General features: G+C 66.6%; 15 protein-coding genes and 1 pseudogene. 8 read left to right on the forward strand and 8 right to left on the reverse strand.

The features are described from left to right. Nucleotides 1-5 precede the first annotated feature (5 nt). A complete protein-coding gene (gene fabI, locus P0086_RS17680; protein ID WP_275787909.1) occupies nt 6-812 on the forward strand; it encodes an enoyl-ACP reductase FabI in 807 nt (268 codons plus the stop codon). A 40-nt stretch (nt 813-852) separates the two neighbouring features. Here fabI and P0086_RS17685 read toward each other — a convergent pair whose 3' ends face one another. From P0086_RS17685 to P0086_RS17695, 3 genes are all read right to left on the reverse strand, one after another. Then, a complete protein-coding gene (locus tag P0086_RS17685; RefSeq protein WP_112608921.1) occupies nt 853-1083 on the reverse strand; it encodes a hypothetical protein in 231 nt (76 codons plus the stop codon). Nucleotides 1084-1228: 145 nt separating this feature from the next. Further along, the gene (locus P0086_RS17690) at nt 1229-1765 is read right to left on the reverse strand and encodes a GNAT family N-acetyltransferase (RefSeq protein ID WP_112608923.1); all 537 of its coding nucleotides are present in this window, start codon (nt 1763-1765) and stop codon (nt 1229-1231) included. Between the two features lie 11 nt (nt 1766-1776). Beyond that, nucleotides 1777-2355, reverse strand: a complete 579-nt coding sequence (locus tag P0086_RS17695) for an XRE family transcriptional regulator (RefSeq protein WP_275787916.1) — start codon at nt 2353-2355, stop codon at nt 1777-1779. A 189-nt stretch (nt 2356-2544) separates the two neighbouring features. Between P0086_RS17695 and lepA the strand changes: the two genes are divergently transcribed. From lepA to P0086_RS17710, 3 genes are read left to right on the forward strand one after another with little or no spacing between them, the layout of a single operon-like run. Next, complete coding sequence (gene lepA / locus P0086_RS17700) at nt 2545-4377, forward strand: translation elongation factor 4 (RefSeq protein WP_148180008.1); 1833 nt, start codon at nt 2545-2547, stop codon at nt 4375-4377. A 57-nt stretch (nt 4378-4434) separates the two neighbouring features. Further along, nucleotides 4435-4665 (forward strand): type II toxin-antitoxin system CcdA family antitoxin, encoded by a 231-nt coding sequence (locus P0086_RS17705; RefSeq protein ID WP_112615866.1) that lies wholly within the window; start codon nt 4435-4437, stop codon nt 4663-4665. Then, on the forward strand, nt 4665-4964 hold the full coding sequence (locus tag P0086_RS17710) for a CcdB family protein (RefSeq protein WP_275787921.1): 300 nt from the start codon (nt 4665-4667) through the stop codon (nt 4962-4964). Before P0086_RS17705 ends, P0086_RS17710 begins: the two co-directional genes overlap by 1 nt. Before the next feature lie 23 nt (nt 4965-4987). On the opposite strand, the gene P0086_RS17715 is transcribed toward P0086_RS17710, so the two are convergent. Further along, nucleotides 4988-5473 carry an acyl-CoA thioesterase gene (locus tag P0086_RS17715; protein WP_112600666.1) on the reverse strand — a complete coding sequence of 162 codons (486 nt, stop codon included), beginning with the start codon at nt 5471-5473 and terminating at the stop codon, nt 4988-4990. A gap of 225 nt (nt 5474-5698) precedes the next feature. On the opposite strand from P0086_RS17715, the pseudogene P0086_RS17720 reads away from it, so the two are divergent. Next, nucleotides 5699-7241: pseudogene (locus tag P0086_RS17720) on the forward strand (D-aminopeptidase). Between the two features lie 104 nt (nt 7242-7345). Here P0086_RS17720 and scpA read toward each other — a convergent pair. After that, complete coding sequence (gene scpA / locus P0086_RS17725; RefSeq protein ID WP_275787924.1) at nt 7346-9541, reverse strand: methylmalonyl-CoA mutase; 2196 nt, start codon at nt 9539-9541, stop codon at nt 7346-7348. A 309-nt stretch (nt 9542-9850) separates the two neighbouring features. On the opposite strand from scpA, the gene P0086_RS17730 reads away from it, so the two are divergent. Together P0086_RS17730 and P0086_RS17735 are read left to right on the forward strand one after the other, a co-directional pair. Beyond that, on the forward strand, nt 9851-10120 hold the full coding sequence (locus P0086_RS17730; protein WP_148656056.1) for a type II toxin-antitoxin system ParD family antitoxin: 270 nt from the start codon (nt 9851-9853) through the stop codon (nt 10118-10120). Beyond that, complete coding sequence (locus P0086_RS17735) at nt 10110-10463, forward strand: type II toxin-antitoxin system RelE/ParE family toxin (RefSeq protein ID WP_148656057.1); 354 nt, start codon at nt 10110-10112, stop codon at nt 10461-10463. The genes P0086_RS17730 and P0086_RS17735 overlap by 11 nt, the downstream gene beginning before the upstream one ends. 25 nt (nt 10464-10488) lie before the next feature. On the opposite strand, the gene P0086_RS17740 is transcribed toward P0086_RS17735, so the two are convergent. The 3 genes from P0086_RS17740 to P0086_RS17750 are packed head-to-tail and all read right to left on the reverse strand — an operon-like array spanning nt 10489 to nt 14673. Then, nucleotides 10489-12501: an acetyl/propionyl/methylcrotonyl-CoA carboxylase subunit alpha gene (locus P0086_RS17740; RefSeq protein WP_275788002.1), complete on the reverse strand. Its 2013-nt coding sequence runs from the start codon at nt 12499-12501 to the stop codon at nt 10489-10491. Beyond that, complete coding sequence (locus P0086_RS17745) at nt 12489-13130, reverse strand: HXXEE domain-containing protein (RefSeq protein ID WP_275787930.1); 642 nt, start codon at nt 13128-13130, stop codon at nt 12489-12491. The genes P0086_RS17740 and P0086_RS17745 overlap by 13 nt, the downstream gene beginning before the upstream one ends. A 10-nt stretch (nt 13131-13140) precedes the next feature. Continuing rightward, nucleotides 13141-14673, reverse strand: a complete 1533-nt coding sequence (locus P0086_RS17750; RefSeq protein ID WP_112615878.1) for an acyl-CoA carboxylase subunit beta — start codon at nt 14671-14673, stop codon at nt 13141-13143. A 131-nt stretch (nt 14674-14804) separates the two neighbouring features. Between P0086_RS17750 and P0086_RS17755 the strand changes: the two genes are divergently transcribed. After that, complete coding sequence (locus P0086_RS17755; protein WP_275787933.1) at nt 14805-16220, forward strand: XRE family transcriptional regulator; 1416 nt, start codon at nt 14805-14807, stop codon at nt 16218-16220. Nucleotides 16221-16224: the final 4 nt, after the last annotated feature.

A 16224-nucleotide genomic window follows, 5' to 3' on the forward strand; every position in this document is an offset into this window, starting at 1 on the left:
GACCAATGACGGGGATCATGAAGGGAAAACGCGGCCTGATCATGGGGGTCGCGAACAATCATTCCATCGCCTGGGGAATTGCGAAGGCGCTGGAGGGCCAGGGCGCCGAGCTCTGCTTCACCTATCAGGGCGAGGCATTGGGCAAACGCGTCAAGCCGCTCGCAGCCGAGCTCGGTTCGGAGTTCCTGCTCCCCTGCGACGTCGAGGACATCGCCTCGGTGGATGCCGTGGTGGCCGATATCAAGGCGCGCTGGGGCCGGCTGGACTTCATCGTCCATGCCATCGGCTTTTCCGACAAGAACGAGCTGAAGGGTCTCTACGCCGATACCTCGCGGGACAATTTCACCCGCACCATGGTCATCTCCTGCTTCTCCTTCACCGAGATCGCCCGCCGTGCGGCCGATCTGATGACCGAGGGCGGCACCATGCTGACGCTGACCTATGGCGGCTCGGTCCGGGTGATGCCGAACTACAACGTCATGGGCGTCGCCAAGGCGGCGCTGGAGGCTTCGGTTCGCTATCTCGCGGCCGACTACGGTCCGCGCGGCATCCGCGTCAACGCGATCTCGGCCGGTCCGATCCGCACGCTGGCCGGCGCCGGCATCGCCGATGCCCGCGCGATGCTCTCCTGGCAGCAGAAGAACTCGCCGCTGCGCCGCACCGTCACGATCGACGACGTCGGCAACTCGGCGATGTACCTGCTGTCGGACCTGTCGAGCGGCGTCACCGGCGAGATCCACTACGTCGATTCCGGCTACAACATCACCTCGATGCCGACGCTGGAAACGCTCTCCCGCGCCGACAGCGAGTAGGCTGCGGCCTGCGGCGCGCGCGGACAAACGCGCGCCGTCGTCAGCGCAAGAGCAGAACGACGATCAGCGCCAGCATCGCAAGCAGGATGCCGAGCAGCACCCGGCGCACGCGCGGGTGCATGTCGACGGCGACCGTCGGATCGATCTTGCGCCGGATGAAGGCGATCGGTGTCTCGGAAGGCGGGGTATGGTCCTCGCTTCCCTTGACGTCCTTGGCGATGACTTCCGCCACATCTTCTGTGATGGGCGGCCTTGAGGGTCCGAAAACCATCCTGCGCGCTCCTCTTTGGGATGCGGGCGGATGGTGAACCCGAAACGTTGTTTTGGCAATCGCAAATGCAACCATGGGACGGCATGACGCGCCCCTGCGAACCGGCCACCGGGTCGAGCCGGCCGGCCGCCCGTCCGCGCGCAGGTCAGGCGGTTGCCGCGCCGCTGCCGACCCGCTTGTAGAACAGCGTCGTGCTGCAGAAGCGACCGTCGGGATAGAGCGCATAGTCGGGGATGACGCCGACCCATTGCCAGCCGAGCTTGCGGTAGACGGTCTCCGCCGGGCTGCCGGTCGCCGTGTCGAGGACCAGCACCGTCTTGCCGCCGGCCGCCGCCGCGTCCTCCGCCGCATCCATCAGCCGCCGGGCAAGGCCGGAGCCGCGTTCGCTCTCCTTGACCAGCAGCTTCTTGATGTCGGCCCGGTGCCCCTGGTTCGGCATCTGCCGCATACCGACCTGCACGGTTCCGGCGATGCGGCCGTTCCGCTCGGCAACGAAGAGCAGCGTCGCGCCGTCCGCCACCGCCTCGATTACCCCTTGCCAGAAGGACAGCGCGTCCGCGCGGCCATAGGGCGCCATGAACCCGACGGAGGCGCCGCCCATCACGCAGTCCACCAGCACGTCGGCCAGCTCCTCGATCCGCTGCCTTGCTTCCTCACGCCCAAGCATCCTGATCTCGTCCATGGTTCCCCTCTTCAGTTGCGGCCACGATCAAGCACGACGGCATAATGCGCCGGCGACTGGCCCGGATTGTGAAAGACGTGTCCCTCGGTGATGCTCATGTAGAGGCAGTCGCCCGGCTCCAGCCGGTAGGTGGTCTCGGCGATCGTCATCTCGAGCATGCCGGAGAACAGCCAGACATGCTGGGTCATGCCCTCGCGCGCAGTTTCCGGCGGATAGGCGACCCGGGCTCCGGGCGGGAAGACGACGTCGATCACCTCGACGCGCGAAGGCGTTGCCGGCGGGGAGACGGCCCGGCGCTCGTAGCCGCTTTCCGGATCGCGCCAGACCGGCTGCTCGGCGCGGCGGGACAGCGGGTTCGGCGCGTCGCCTTCGGGGGCGAAGAAGGCCGACAGCGTCACCTCGAGGGCTGCGCAGAGCCGCGACAGCAATTGCGCCGTCGGGCTCGCCTCGCCGCGCTCGATGCGCGAGATCATCGCCCGGCTGACGCCGGAACGTCCGGCCAGTTCGTCAAGCGTCAGTTCGCGACGGTTGCGGAGCACGCGCAGGCGCTCGGCAATCGCGGCATCGATCGGGGGTTCGCTCTGTTCCATTATTGTGGATTTAATTGTCTACTATAATGGAGTCAAGCCGGATCAACGCCGCCGGGTAACAATTCCGGCCCTGCCGGCTCCGGGCCCGGGCGGCCCGGAAGTGGAGGCATCGCGCCGAAGCGCAACAGCCTGAAATTTGGGAGAACGGCCGGTCAATTACCGCTTTGCGCCCGCAAGGCGCACTGCTATATGGCGCCCATGAGCACCAATTCGTCGACGCCCCTTGACCATATCCGCAACTTCTCGATCGTGGCCCACATCGACCACGGCAAATCGACGCTGGCCGACCGGCTGATCCAGTCGACGGGCGGGCTGGCGGACCGGGAAATGTCCGAGCAGGTGCTGGACAACATGGAGATCGAGCGCGAGCGCGGCATCACCATCAAGGCGCAGACCGTCCGCCTGCACTACAAGGCGAACAACGGCGAAACCTATGTGCTCAACCTCATCGACACGCCCGGTCACGTCGACTTCGCCTACGAGGTCTCGCGTTCGCTCTCGGCCTGCGAGGGTTCGCTGCTGGTCGTCGACGCTTCGCAAGGGGTGGAAGCCCAGACGCTCGCCAACGTCTACCAGGCGATCGACAACAACCACGAGCTCGTCACCGTCCTCAACAAGATCGACCTGCCGGCGGCCGAGCCCGACCGCATCAAGGAGCAGATCGAGGAGGTGATCGGCATCGACGCGTCCGACGCCGTGCTGATCTCCGCCAAGACCGGCCTCGGCATTCCCGATGTGCTGGAGGCGATTGTCCACAAGCTGCCGGCGCCCAGGAGCCCCGGTGGCGAGGCGGCGCCGCTGAAGGCGCTGCTGGTGGACAGCTGGTACGACACCTATCTCGGCGTCATGGTGCTGGTGCGTGTCATCGAAGGCCGCCTGACCAAGGGCCAGACCATCCGTATGATGGGCACGGGCGCCAAGTATTCGATCGAGCGCGTCGGCGTGCTGACGCCGAAGATGGTGGCGATGGAAAGCCTCGGCCCCGGCGAGATCGGCTTCATCACCGCCTCGATCAAGGAAGTGGCCGACACCCGCGTCGGCGACACGATCACCGAGGACAAGCGCCCGACCGCCGAGGCGCTGCCGGGCTTCAAGCCGGCGCAGCCGGTGGTCTTCTGCGGCCTGTTCCCGGTCGACGCCGCCGATTTCGAGGAACTGCGCTCGGCCATGGGCAAGCTGCGTCTGAACGACGCCTCGTTCTCCTTCGAGATGGAGAGCTCGGCAGCCCTCGGTTTCGGCTTCCGCTGCGGATTCCTCGGCCTCTTGCACCTCGAGATCATCCAGGAGCGGCTGTCGCGCGAGTTCGACCTCGACCTGATCGCCACCGCCCCCTCGGTCGTCTACCAGCTGACGATGACGGACGGCACCGAGAAGGAGCTGCACAACCCGGCCGACATGCCGGACGTGGTCAAGATCGCCGAATTCCGCGAGCCCTGGATCAAGGCGACGATCCTCACCCCCGACGAATATCTCGGCGGCATCCTGAAACTCTGCCAGGACCGCCGCGGCATCCAGACCGAGCTGACCTATGTCGGCAACCGCGCGATGCTGACCTACGAGCTGCCGCTGAACGAGGTGGTCTTCGACTTCTACGACCGGCTGAAGTCGATCTCCAAGGGCTACGCCTCCTTCGACTACAACCTCTTCGGCTACCGCGAGAGCGACCTCGTCAAGATGTCGATCCTCGTCAATGCCGAGCCGGTCGATGCGCTCTCCATGCTCGTCCACCGTTCGGCGGCGGAAAAGCGCGGCCGCGTCATGTGCGAGAAGCTGAAGGACCTGATCCCGCAGCACATGTTCCAGATCCCGATCCAGGCCGCGATCGGCGGCCGCATCATCGCCCGCGAGACGGTGCGCGCGCTGCGCAAGGACGTGACCGCCAAGTGCTACGGCGGCGACGCCACCCGCAAGCGCAAGCTTCTGGAAAAGCAGAAGGAAGGCAAGAAGCGCATGCGCCAGTTCGGCAAGGTCGAGATCCCGCAGGAAGCCTTCATCGCCGCGCTGAAGATGGGCGACGAGTGAGGGTTTGCAGTCCGGATTGATGCGCATAATATATGCGCATCAATCCGGAGTCCGGCCATGTCTCGATCCTCTCGCAAGCCGACCAATCTATCGTTGGACGAAGACCTTGTGTCGGCCGCGCGCGCGCTGAACGTCAACGTCTCGCGCGCGGCCGAAGAGGGGATCGCCCGCGCGATCCGCGCCGAGCGTGAGCGCCGGTGGCGCGACGAGAATGCCGAAGCGGTCAGGCAGTCCAACGACTATGTCGAGAAGCACGGTCTGCCGCTCGCGCCTCATCGGCAATTCTGATGGCCCGTTTCGACATCTACCGGCTCAGGACGGGAGAGATGCTGGTGGTCGACCTGCAGGCCGATCTTCTGGACGCTCTGGATACGCGCGTCGTTGCGCCGCTGCTTCGCGCGGAAGCCTTTTCGAAGCCGATCACCCGCCTCAACCCGGTCATCGAACTTGACGGCGGTTCCTATGTCCTGGCGGTTCACCTGATGGGCACGATATCGGTGAAGGAAATTGCCGAGACACTGGGTAGCCTCGGCGCGCGCTATGATGACGTCACCGCCGCCACGGACTTTCTGTTCAGCGGCTTCTGACGGAAGCGAAGCTGCGCGTCGCCTCACTCCACCTTCACTTCCCGGAGCCGCGCCTCGAACTCCTGCCGCAGCGCCCGGCGGCCCTCGGCGGCCTTGGCGCGCCGCCTCTTGGCCTCCGTGTCGAGCACGAGCTGCGGCACCGGGATCGGCTTGCCGTCGGCGTCGACGGCGACCATGGTGAAGTAGCAGGAATTGGTGTGCCGGCGCTCGCCGGTGCGGATGTTCTCCGCCTCCACCCTGATGCCGATCTCCATCGAGGTGCGGCCGGCATAGTTCACCGAGGCCCGGAAGGTCACGAGCTCGCCGACATGGATCGGCTGGCGGAACACCACCTGGTCGACCGAGAGCGTCACCGCATATTGCTGGGAGAAGCGCGAGGCACAGGAATAGGCGACCCGGTCAAGCAGGTTCAGCAGCGCTCCGCCATGCACCTTGCCGGAGAAATTCGCCATGTCCGGCGTCATCAGCACCACCATTTCGAGCTGGCTGGGGTCGTGGGCGCGGTCCATGGGCGGTCCTTTCGAGGGTGCGGTCGGGCGAAAAGAGCGCCCTAAGCCTACCCGCTGCGGCATGCAAGGAAAAGAACCCGCGCCGTGGTGAGCCCGATGCCCGGCCGATTGTCGCCGGAGGCTCGACCGGTCCTGTTGCCTGCGCTGGTCCGCCGCGATACGGTCCCGGCGCGCCGCACCCGGCCGCGCATGCCGTTTCGTCTCCTGTCCCCGAAGCCGATTCCCATGACCCGCATCGACACCGCCACCCTCGAAGCCACCGTAAAGGCGCTGCCGGACCGCTATCCCGGTCCTGGCGGCGTCGTGGGCGTCGTTTGCGACGGCGCGGTGATCCTGCGCCACGCCTGGGGCTTTGCCGATCTCGACCGGCGCCTGCCGATGACGGCGGAGACGCTGCTGCCGATCTGCTCGATCAGCAAGCAGTTCACCTGCGCCGCGCTGCTGGACGTCGCCGGCGATCCGGCGAGGCTCGACGGGGCGCTTGCCCGCCATCTGCCGAACATCGAAGGGCGTCGCCCGACGGTGGCGGAGCTCTGCGCCAACCAGTCGGGCCTGCGCGACTACTGGGCGCTGACGGTGCTGCACGGCGCGCTGGCCGACGGCGTCTTTGCCCGCGAGGATGCCGCCAGATTGTTCTCGCGCATGCGTCGCACCCATTTCGAGCCCGGCAGCCGCTATTCCTATTCCAACGGCAACTTCCGCATCCTCGGCGAACTGGTCGAGGAGGTTGCAGGCATGCCGCTGGCGGAGGTCTATCGCACGCGTCTGTTCGAGCCGGCCGGCATGGCGACCGCGATCCTCGCAGCCGACACCGCAGATCCGCTGAACGGCGTCGTCGGCTACGAGGGCAATGCCAACCTCGGCTATTTTGCCGCCGTCAACCGCATCTTCTGGTCCGGCGATGCCGGCATCGCCGCCTCGCTCGACGACATGCTGGCCTGGGAGGCCTTCATCGACCGCAGCCGCGACGATCCGGACGGGCTCTACAACCGTATATCGGTGCCGCAGCCGTTTTCCGATGGCCGGGCCTCGCGCTACGGCTTCGGCCTCGCCCGCGAGAGCGTCGACGGGATCGCGCTGACCGGGCATGGCGGCGCGCTGCGTGGCTTCCGCGCAAGGCGCCTGCATGCGGCGGCCGAGCGCCTCTCCGTCGTGGTCATGTTCAACCACGAGGCCGATGCCCATGCCGCCGCGAACGCCGTGCTGCGCGCGGCCCTCGGCCGGCCGCAGGCGCCCGGCGCCGGAATGGGCCGGCAGCTATCTCGAGCCGTCGACCGGCCTGCTGCTGCGCCTGTCCACCGTGCATGACGGGCTGAAGGCGCGCTTCGCCACCGCGCCCGATACGCTTGCGCTCGGTGCCGACGGCGTCGCCCGTTCGGTGACGATGACGCTTGTCCGCGACGGCGATGCAATCCGCATGGAGCGTCCCGGCGACAACCTCTCTGCCGTTGCCACCCGTATCCGGACGGGCCTGCGCGACGACATCGCCGGCCGTTACGTTTCGGAAGAACTGCAGGCTTCCTTCGAGATCGTCTCGGCCGGTGGCGCCTGGTTCGGCGCCTTCGAGGGCTTCCTCGGCAAGGGCGCCATGCATCCGGTCCACCCGGTCGGCGAGGACGTCTGGCAGCTCTCCTGCCGCCGCTCGATGGACGCGCCGGCCCCCGGCGACTGGACGATCCTCGTGCACCGCGACGATGCGGGCGCGGTGAGCGGGCTTACCCTCGGCTGCTGGCTGGCCCGCAAGATCGCCTATTCGAAAGCCGACTAATGACCTGACCGATGCAGTCGGCACCTGAGCGACCGCCGACCGCGGAGCGCCGAGGCACGGGCCAAGCGATGTGCCGGGGCGCAACGGCGCCGACCGATCCGGCCTCAGACGTTCCGCCGCCGCCCTTCCAGCAGGTCCAGCACCGAGTTGGCCGCATCGATGACATTGGTGCCGGGTCCGAAGACCGCGGCCACGCCATGGTCCTGCAGGAACTGGTAGTCCTGCCGCGGGATGACGCCGCCGCAGACGACGATCACCTCGCCGCCGCCCCGCTTCTTCAGGTCGTCGATGAGTTGCGGCAGAAGCGTCTTGTGGCCGGCCGCAAGCGAGGACACGCCGATCACGCTGACGTCCTCGGAAAGCGCCATCGCGGCGGCTTCCTCCGGCGTCTGGAACAGCGGCCCGGCAAGCACGTCGAAGCCGATGTCGCCGAAGGCCGAGGCGATCACCTTGGCGCCGCGGTCGTGCCCGTCCTGGCCGAGCTTGGCGACCATGATCTTCGGCCGCCGGCCGAGCCTGTCGGCGACGCCGGCCATGCGTGACTTCAGTACGGCGAGCTCCGGCTCGTCGCGATAGGCCTCGCCGTAGACGTCGCGGATGACCTCCGGCTGCGCGGCATGGTCGCCGAAGGCCCGGCGCATCGCGTCGGAAATCTCGCCGACGGTGGCCCGTTCCCGCGCCGCCTCCACCGCCGCGGCAAGCAGGTTGCCGTTGCCGGTGCGGGCGACGTCTGCGAGCGCCTCGAGCGCTGCATTCACGCGAGGCCCGTCGCGGCGCCGCTTCGTCTCCTCGATCCGCCGGATCTGCGCGGCGCGCACCGCGCTGTTGTCGATCTGGAGGATGTCGATCGGATGCTCGTTCTCCAGCCGGTATTTGTTGACGCCGACGATCACCTCCTCGCCCTTGTCGACCGCCGCCTGCCGCCGTGCCGCCGCCTCCTCGATCATCCGCTTCGGCAGGCCCTCGGCAACCGCCTTCGTCATGCCGCCGAGCGCCTCGACCTCGCCAATCAGCGCCCAGGCCTTCTCCGCCAGCTCGCTGGTCAGGCTCTCCACATAGTAGGAGCCGGCCAGCGGATCGACGACCCTCGTCACCCCGGTCTCGTGCTGCAGGATCAGCTGCGTGTTGCGGGCGATGCGGGCGGAAAACTCCGTCGGCAGCGCGATCGCCTCGTCGAAGGAGTTGGTATGCAGCGATTGCGTGCCGCCGAGTGCGGCCGACATTGCCTCGAAGGCGGTGCGCACGATGTTGTTGTAGGGATCCTGCTCGGCCAGCGACACGCCGGAGGTCTGGCAGTGGGTGCGCAGCATCAGGGACGAGGCCATCTTCGGCTGGAACTCCTCCATGATGCGCGTCCACAAGAGCCGCGCCGCGCGCAGCTTCGCCGCCTCCATGAAGAAGTTCATGCCGATGGCGAAGAAGAAGGACAGGCGGCCTGCGAAATCGTCGACGTTCAGGCCCTTGGCCAGCGCGGCCCGTACATATTCGCGCCCGTCGGCGAGGGTGAACGCCAGCTCCTGCACGAGCGTCGCACCCGCCTCCTGCATGTGGTAGCCGGAGATGGAGATGGAGTTGAACTTCGGCATCTCCTTCGCCGTGAACGCGATGATGTCGGCGACGATCCGCATCGAGGGCTCCGGCGGGTAGATATAGGTGTTGCGGACCATGAACTCCTTGAGGATGTCGTTCTGGATCGTCCCGGAGAGGGCGGCGCGCGGCACACCTTGCTCCTCGCCGGCGACGATGAAACTCGCAAGGATCGGGATGACCGCGCCGTTCATCGTCATCGACACCGACATCTCGTCGAGCGGGATGCCGTCGAACAGGATCTTCATGTCCTCGACCGAATCGATCGCGACACCGGCCTTGCCGACGTCGCCCAGGACGCGCGGATGATCGCTGTCATAGCCGCGATGGGTGGCGAGGTCGAAGGCGACGGACAGGCCCTTCTGCCCGGCCGCGAGGTTCTTCCGGTAGAAGGCGTTGGATTCCTCCGCCGTCGAGAAGCCGGCATATTGCCGGATCGTCCAGGGCCGGCCGGCATACATGGTCGCCCGCGGCCCGCGCACGAACGGCGCCATGCCGGGCAGGGAGCCGAGGTGGTCGATGCCTTCCAGGTCCTCGGCCGTATAGAGCGGCTTGACGGCGATCCCCTCCGGCGTCTGCCAGGTGAGCGTCTCGGGCGAGGCCTTCAGCTCGCGCTCGGCGAGGGCCTCCCAGTGTTCAAGCCGGTGTTCGCGGTCGCGCGTGTCGCCCTTCCCGTTACCTGGGCCTTGAGCCTTCGAGCTTTCGTCTGACACGGACTTCTCCTCCTGAATACGCGATCGCGTTCACGCGCGCCCGAAAGCGCCGTGGTGATCGACATGGACTGCGGACGGGGCGCTGAAAGCTGCCTCGTTGATTGGTACGAAAGTGACACCTCTCAGCGCCCCGTTCGGCGGCGCGGCCCCGCATCCTGTGCGCCGAATAGGCGCCGGCCGCGTCCGAAGATCGCGACACCAGTATAGGACCGGGCCGGGGGCATGGGCATGAAGCGGGGAAAGATTTTTTGGCCGCGTTTGATTCGGATGCTACCTGGTAGTATCTTTCGCCGACACAGGAGACACCCCATGTCCGTGAAAGCTTCCGTATCGATTTCCGACCAGCAGGATGCCTTTGCCCGGAAACTCGTCGAGGACGGGCGCTATGCGAGCCTGAGCGCCGTCGTCCAGCGCGGCCTCGAACTGCTGCGCGAGGAGACTGAATTGAAGGACGTGGAGCGGGCGGCGCTGAAACAGCTCGTGGAAGACCGCATGAAGGGTGAATTTCTGACGATGGAGGAGAGTGATCGCCAGATCGCGGCGATGATCGAGGCCAACAGAAAAGCCTATGGCCTATAGGGTCATCCGCTCCAAAGACAGTGACCGGGATCTGAACCTGATCTTCAGGCACTTGGTCGATTCCCATGTTGCGCTCGGAGCGCCGGTTTCCGATGCCTTTCAGGCAGCAATCCGTCGGGTGGACGCCCTCAAGGAAGACGTGAGGGCCCTGGCGCTCGCACCGCACCAGGGAAGCCTTCACCCGGACATTGGTCCCGGCTTGCGTCACGTTACGAAGAACCGCGCGATCATCTATTTTCATGTCGACGACACTGCCGAAATCATTCGCGTCATCGCTGTCTTCTTCGGTGGCCAGGATCACCAGCGTCATATGCTGAAGCGTCTCTTGCGACCGGAGGATTGACGGCCGGCGGCGACGCATCGTCCCCTCACTCGAACTCCATGATGATCTCGTCGACGGCGAGGCTGGCGCCGACGGAGACGGGGACGTGCTTGACCACCGCCCGTTTTTCGGCACGCAGGATGTTCTCCATCTTCATCGCCTCGATCGTCGCCAGCGCCTGTCCCGCCTCCACCGTGTCGCCCACGGCGACCGCGATCGCCGTGACCAGTCCCGGCATCGGGCAGAGCAGCATCCGCGAGGTATCCGGCGGCACCTTCACCGGCATCAGCTTGGCAAGCTCCGCCACCCGCGGCTCCCGCACCCGGGCGGTCACGTCGATGCCGCTCCAGCGCAGCCGCAGCGCATAACCGATCTTGTTGACCTTCACGCCCATCGGCGCCTCGTCGACGAAGAAGGTCGCGTGCGTCTGGCCCGGCAGCCAGTCGCTGCGGATCGCCACCGTCGCGCCGTCGTCGAAGGTGATACGGGAGGCGTCGCCTTCCTGCGAGAGCGTGAGCGCGATCGGCTCGCCGCCGAGCGCCACCACCCAGTCGGCACCCACCCGGCGGCGGTGGTTGCCGATCGTGCCGGAAATCTTGGTCGCCCGGCGCTGCAGCCGGTCGTTGATGAGGGCCGCCACGGCGGCGAGCTTCCGGCGCGACGCCGCGTCCGGGGTGACGCCCTCGAACCCGTCCGGAAATTCCTCGGCGATGAAGGCCGTCGTCAGCCGCCCTTCGCGAAACCGGTCGTTCCGCATCACCGCCGACAGGAAGGGCAGGTTATGGCCGATGCCCTCCACCTCGAAATCGTCCAGCGCCCGGGCCATGGCGTCCACCGCCGCTTTCCGATCGGGCCCCCAGCTGCAGAGCTTGGCCACCATCGGGTCGTAGTACATCGAGATCTCGCCGCCCTCGTAGACACCGGTGTCGTTGCGCACGACGGTGCCGTCCGCATGCCGCCCCTCCGCCGGCGGCCGGTAGCGCGTCAGCCGGCCGATCGAGGGCAGGAAGTTGCGGTAGGGATCCTCGGCATAGAGCCGGCTTTCGATCGCCCAGCCGGTCAGCGTCACGTCGTCCTGCCCGAAGGAGAGTTTTTCGCCGGCCGCCACCCGGATCATCTGCTCGACCAGGTCGATGCCGGTGATGAGCTCGGTGACCGGGTGCTCCACCTGCAGCCGCGTGTTCATTTCGAGGAAGTAGAAGTTCCGCTCGCCGTCGACGATGAACTCGACCGTGCCGGCCGAGTGGTAGCCGACGGCCTTGGCGAGCGCCACCGCCTGCTCGCCCATGGCGCGGCGCGTGGCCTCGTTGAGGAAGGGCGAGGGCGCCTCCTCGATCACCTTCTGGTTTCGCCGTTGGATCGAGCATTCGCGCTCGCCGAGATAGAGGGTATTGCCGTGCTTGTCGCCGAGCACCTGGATCTCGATGTGGCGCGGCTGGGTGACGAATTTCTCGATGAAGATGCGGTCGTCGCCGAACGAGCTCTTCGCCTCGTTCTTCGAGGACTGGAAGCCCTCGCGCGCCTCCTGGTCGTTCCAGGCGATGCGCATGCCCTTGCCGCCGCCGCCGGCGGACGCCTTGATCATCACCGGGTAGCCGATCTTCGCCGCGATCTTCACCGCTTCGTCGGCGTCCTCGATCAGGCCCATATGGCCGGGGACGGTGGAGACGCCGGCTTCGGCCGCGAGCTTCTTGGAGGTGATCTTGTCGCCCATTGCCTGGATCGCGCCGACCGGCGGGCCGATGAAGGTGACGCCTTCCGTCTCCAGCGCCTCGGCGAAGCCGGCGTTCTCCGACAGGAAGCCGTAGCCCGGATGCACGGCATCAGCGCCCGTCTGCCGGATCGCCCCCAGGATCTTCTCGATGACGATGTAGGACTGGCTGGACGGCGCGGGCCCGATATGCACGGCCTCGTCGGCCATCTGCACATGCAGCGCGTCGCGATCGGCATCGGAATGGACGGCGACGGTGGCAATGCCCATCTTCCGCGCCGTCCTGATGACGCGGCAGGCGATCTCGCCGCGGTTGGCAATGAGGATTTTCTGGATCATGGACGTGATAATTCCCGAAACGCATGCCTGCGGTTGTTGAAGACATAGGCAACGATGCCGAGATGGATGAGCACGGCGAAGCCAAGTCCGATCAGGTGGTGGATCCCGGTCACGCCAGGAGCGCCCGCGACTTCGAAGAGCGCCCAGATGCCGACCGGCAGGAAGAGGACGATCGCGGTCACGAGCCCCGGATTGAACCGGCGAAGACGCAGCGCCGGCACGATGTGAACAACCGCGTTGACGAGCGTCAGGTAGATGCCGACCAGTCCGAAGCCGACGCCGAGGCTGGCCGCGAGCCAGATGGAGACCGCATTGACGCCCCAGACGCCGGGAACGTTGATGACGAAGATCGCCGCGGTCGACAGCACGGTCCTGCCGTCTCCCAGCATGTCGTTGATGAAGCGTCCGAAACGGCCGTCGTCGTGCTCCTCGTACTGGTGCAGCATGTAGACGGGCAATTGCAGGAACACCGCGATCATCGGCCAGGACCAGTCCGCCAAGAGCAGCGGCGCCAGGCTGAGGATCAGCACGCCGGCGAGGGCGCCGCCATAGACCCAGTTCTGGCAGAGGCGGTCGAGCATGCCCGTCAGCGGCGCCGTGGGGCGAGAGGGGGGCGGGAAGGGCGCGCGCAGCGTCATGTCCGGCCTCTCACAACGGAATCGTGTCGTGCTTGCGCCAGCGCGCGTCCACCTGCTTGTTGCGCAGGCTCGCAAACGCCCGGGCGATCCGCTTGCGCGAGGAATGCGGCATGATCACCTCGTCGATGAAGCCGCGTTCGGCGGCGACGAACGGATTGGCGAAGCGCTCCTCGTACTCCTGCGTCCGCGCCGCGATCTTCTCCGGATGGCCGAGTTCGGAGCGGTAGAGGATCTCGGTGGCGCCCTTTGCGCCCATCACGGCGATCTCGGCGGTCGGCCAGGCGTAGTTGATGTCCGCGCCGATATGCTTCGAGGCCATGACGTCATAGGCGCCGCCATAGGCCTTCCGCGTGATCAGCGTCACCATCGGCACCGTCGCCTGGCTATAGGCGAACAGCAGCTTGGCACCGTGCTTGATGACGCCGCCATATTCCTGGGCGACGCCCGGCAGGAAGCCGGGCACGTCCACCAGCGTCAGAAGCGGAATGTTGAAGGCGTCGCAGAAGCGGACGAACTTCGCAGCCTTGCGCGATGAGTCGATGTCCAGGCACCCGGCCAGCACCATCGGCTGGTTGGCGACGACGCCGACCGTCTGGCCCTCCAGCCTTATGAATCCGGTGATGATGTTCTTCGCGAAATTCTCCTGCAGCTCGAAGAAATCGCCCTCGTCGGCGACGGCGAGAATCAGCTCCTTCATGTCGTAGGGCTTGCTGGACGTATCCGGGATCAGCGTGTCGAGCCGCGCCTCCAGCCGCGCCGGATCGTCGTGGAACGGGCGGACGGGCGGCTTCTCGCGGTTGTTGAGCGGCAGGAAATCGAACAGCAGCCGGACGTTTTCCAGCGTCTCGATGTCGTTCTCATAGGCGCCGTCGGCGACCGAGGATTTCTTCGTGTGCGTGCCCGCACCGCCGAGCTCCTCGGCCGAGACGATCTCGTTGGTCACCGTCTTCACCACGTCCGGGCCGGTGACGAACATGTAGGAGGAATCCCGCACCATGAAGATGAAGTCGGTCATCGCCGGCGAATAGACCGCCCCGCCCGCGCAGGGGCCCATGATGACGGAGATCTGCGGGATCACGCCCGAGGCCTCCGCATTGCGGCGGAACACCTCGGCATAGCCGGCGAGCGAGGCGACCCCCTCCTGGATCCGCGCCCCGCCGCTGTCGTTCAGCCCGATCACCGGCGCGCCGTTGCGAACCGCCATGTCCATGATCTTGCAGATCTTCTGCGCGTGCGTCTCCGACAGCGAGCCGCCGAGCACGGTGAAATCCTGGGAAAACACGTAGACCTGCCGGCCGTTGATCGTCCCCCACCCGGTGACGACGCCGTCGCCGGCGATCTTCTGCGCCGCCATGCCGAAATCGACCGCGCGATGGGTCACGTACATGTCGTATTCCTCGAACGAGCCGGGATCGAGCAGCACCTCCAGCCGTTCGCGCGCCGTCAGCTTGCCCTTGCCGTGCTGGGCCTCGATCCGCTTCTCGCCACCGCCGAGATAGGCCTCGTCGCGCCGGGCCTGCAACTGTTCGAGTATCGGGCGCATCCTCACTCCCTCTGGACTTTCTTCAGCGCGCATTATGCCGATATTTGCCACTTTAAAACAGTTGAACAGGTGCAAATGTGGCAATATAAAAAAGCAAAATTGAAAATGCGAATTTGCAAATCCGGTGGACCATGGCGATCGGCAAACTCTTCATCGGCCGCAAGGTCCGCGATCTCAGGCTGGCAAGCGGCACGACGCAGAGCCAGTTCGCCGATCGCATCGGCATTTCCACCAGCTACCTGAACCAGATCGAGAACAACCAGCGCCCGGTCTCCGCAGCGGTGCTGCTGGCGCTCGCCGACAAGTTCCGGCTCGACATCGCGGAGCTCTCGGTCGGCGAGAACGACCGGCTGCTCTCGGCGCTGTCGGAGGCGCTGACGGATCCGCTGTTCGAGACCTACACGCCGAGCCTGCAGGAACTGAAGCTCGTCACCCAGAACGCGCCGGGGCTGGCGCACGCGCTGATCGCCTGCCACCAGGCCTACCGCCGCAGCAGCGAGCGGCTCGCAAGTTTCGACGCCACCTTGGGGCGCGCCGGCGGCCCGGCCGAGACGACGCCCTACGAGGAGGTGCGCGACTTCTTCCATTTCGTCGACAACTACATCCACGAGCTCGATCTTGCGGCCGAGCGGCTGGCGGGCGAACTCGGCATCGGCAGGGGTGACAACCACGCCGTGCTGGCGGACCATCTGGACAGCGCCTTCGGCGTCCGCCTCGCGCGCGGCGTGGCCGGCGACGACGCGATCCGCCGCTACGATCCGCAGGCGCGCGTGCTGACGATCAGCCCCTATGCCGCAGCCCCGACCCGCGACTTCCAGCTGGCGCTGCAGATCGCGCAGCTCAAGGTGCCCCGCGAGATCGACGCGGTGGTGCAGGCGGCCGGCTTCCGCTCGGAGGAGGCGATGGAAATCTGTCGCATGGGGCTGGAGAACTATGTCGCCGGCGCCCTGCTTCTGCCCTACGGCGCCTTCCTCCAGGCCGCCCAGGAGCTGCGGCATGACCTGGAGCTTCTCGCCGCCCGCTTCGGCGCCTCGATCGAGCAGGTCTGCCATCGCCTCAGCACGCTGCAGCGTCCGGGGCAGAAGGGCGTGCCGATCTTCTTTGCCCGCATCGATCGCGCCGGCAACATCACCAAGCGCCACAGCGCGGCGAAGTTCCAGTTCGCCCGCTTCGGGGCCGCCTGTCCGCTCTGGAACGCCCACGAGGCGTTCGAGCGTCCGGGCCGCATCCTGCGCCAGCTCGCCGAGACGCCGGACGGCGTGCGCTACCTCTGTCTTGCCACCAACGCCACGAAGGGCAGCGGCGGCTTCCGTGCGGCGCGGCCGGAATATGCGCTGGCGCTCGGCTGCGAGGTCTCCTACGCCCGCGCCTTCGTCTATGCCGACGACCTCGACCTCGAAAACGCCGGCGCCTTCGCCCCGATCGGCATCTCCTGCCGCATCTGCGAGCGCGCCAACTGCGCCAGCCGCGCCGTTCCCCCCTTCAAGCGCCGCCTGCACGTCGACCACCACGTGCGCCGGATCGTGCCGTATGAGCTGGAGAACTGAGGCC

Origin of the sequence: Mycoplana sp. MJR14 (genome assembly GCF_029210525.1) — a bacterium.
In the GTDB taxonomy this organism is placed as follows: domain Bacteria; phylum Pseudomonadota; class Alphaproteobacteria; order Rhizobiales; family Rhizobiaceae; genus Mycoplana.

Coding starts and splice junctions, on each gene's coding strand:
- P0086_RS17730 (WP_148656056.1), top strand. CDS start 9,851: ATGTCCGTGAAAGCTTCCGTATCGATTTCCGACCAGCAGGATGCCTTT.
- P0086_RS17745 (WP_275787930.1), bottom strand. CDS start 13,130: ATGACGCTGCGCGCGCCCTTCCCGCCCCCCTCTCGCCCCACGGCGCCG.
- P0086_RS17715 (WP_112600666.1), bottom strand. CDS start 5,473: ATGGACCGCGCCCACGACCCCAGCCAGCTCGAAATGGTGGTGCTGATG.
- P0086_RS17750 (WP_112615878.1), bottom strand. CDS start 14,673: ATGCGCCCGATACTCGAACAGTTGCAGGCCCGGCGCGACGAGGCCTAT.
- P0086_RS17685 (WP_112608921.1), bottom strand. CDS start 1,083: ATGGTTTTCGGACCCTCAAGGCCGCCCATCACAGAAGATGTGGCGGAA.
- P0086_RS17705 (WP_112615866.1), top strand. CDS start 4,435: ATGTCTCGATCCTCTCGCAAGCCGACCAATCTATCGTTGGACGAAGAC.
- P0086_RS17735 (WP_148656057.1), top strand. CDS start 10,110: ATGGCCTATAGGGTCATCCGCTCCAAAGACAGTGACCGGGATCTGAAC.
- P0086_RS17695 (WP_275787916.1), bottom strand. CDS start 2,355: ATGGAACAGAGCGAACCCCCGATCGATGCCGCGATTGCCGAGCGCCTG.
- P0086_RS17690 (WP_112608923.1), bottom strand. CDS start 1,765: ATGGACGAGATCAGGATGCTTGGGCGTGAGGAAGCAAGGCAGCGGATC.
- P0086_RS17755 (WP_275787933.1), top strand. CDS start 14,805: ATGGCGATCGGCAAACTCTTCATCGGCCGCAAGGTCCGCGATCTCAGG.
- fabI (WP_275787909.1), top strand. CDS start 6: ATGACGGGGATCATGAAGGGAAAACGCGGCCTGATCATGGGGGTCGCG.
- lepA (WP_148180008.1), top strand. CDS start 2,545: ATGGCGCCCATGAGCACCAATTCGTCGACGCCCCTTGACCATATCCGC.
- P0086_RS17710 (WP_275787921.1), top strand. CDS start 4,665: ATGGCCCGTTTCGACATCTACCGGCTCAGGACGGGAGAGATGCTGGTG.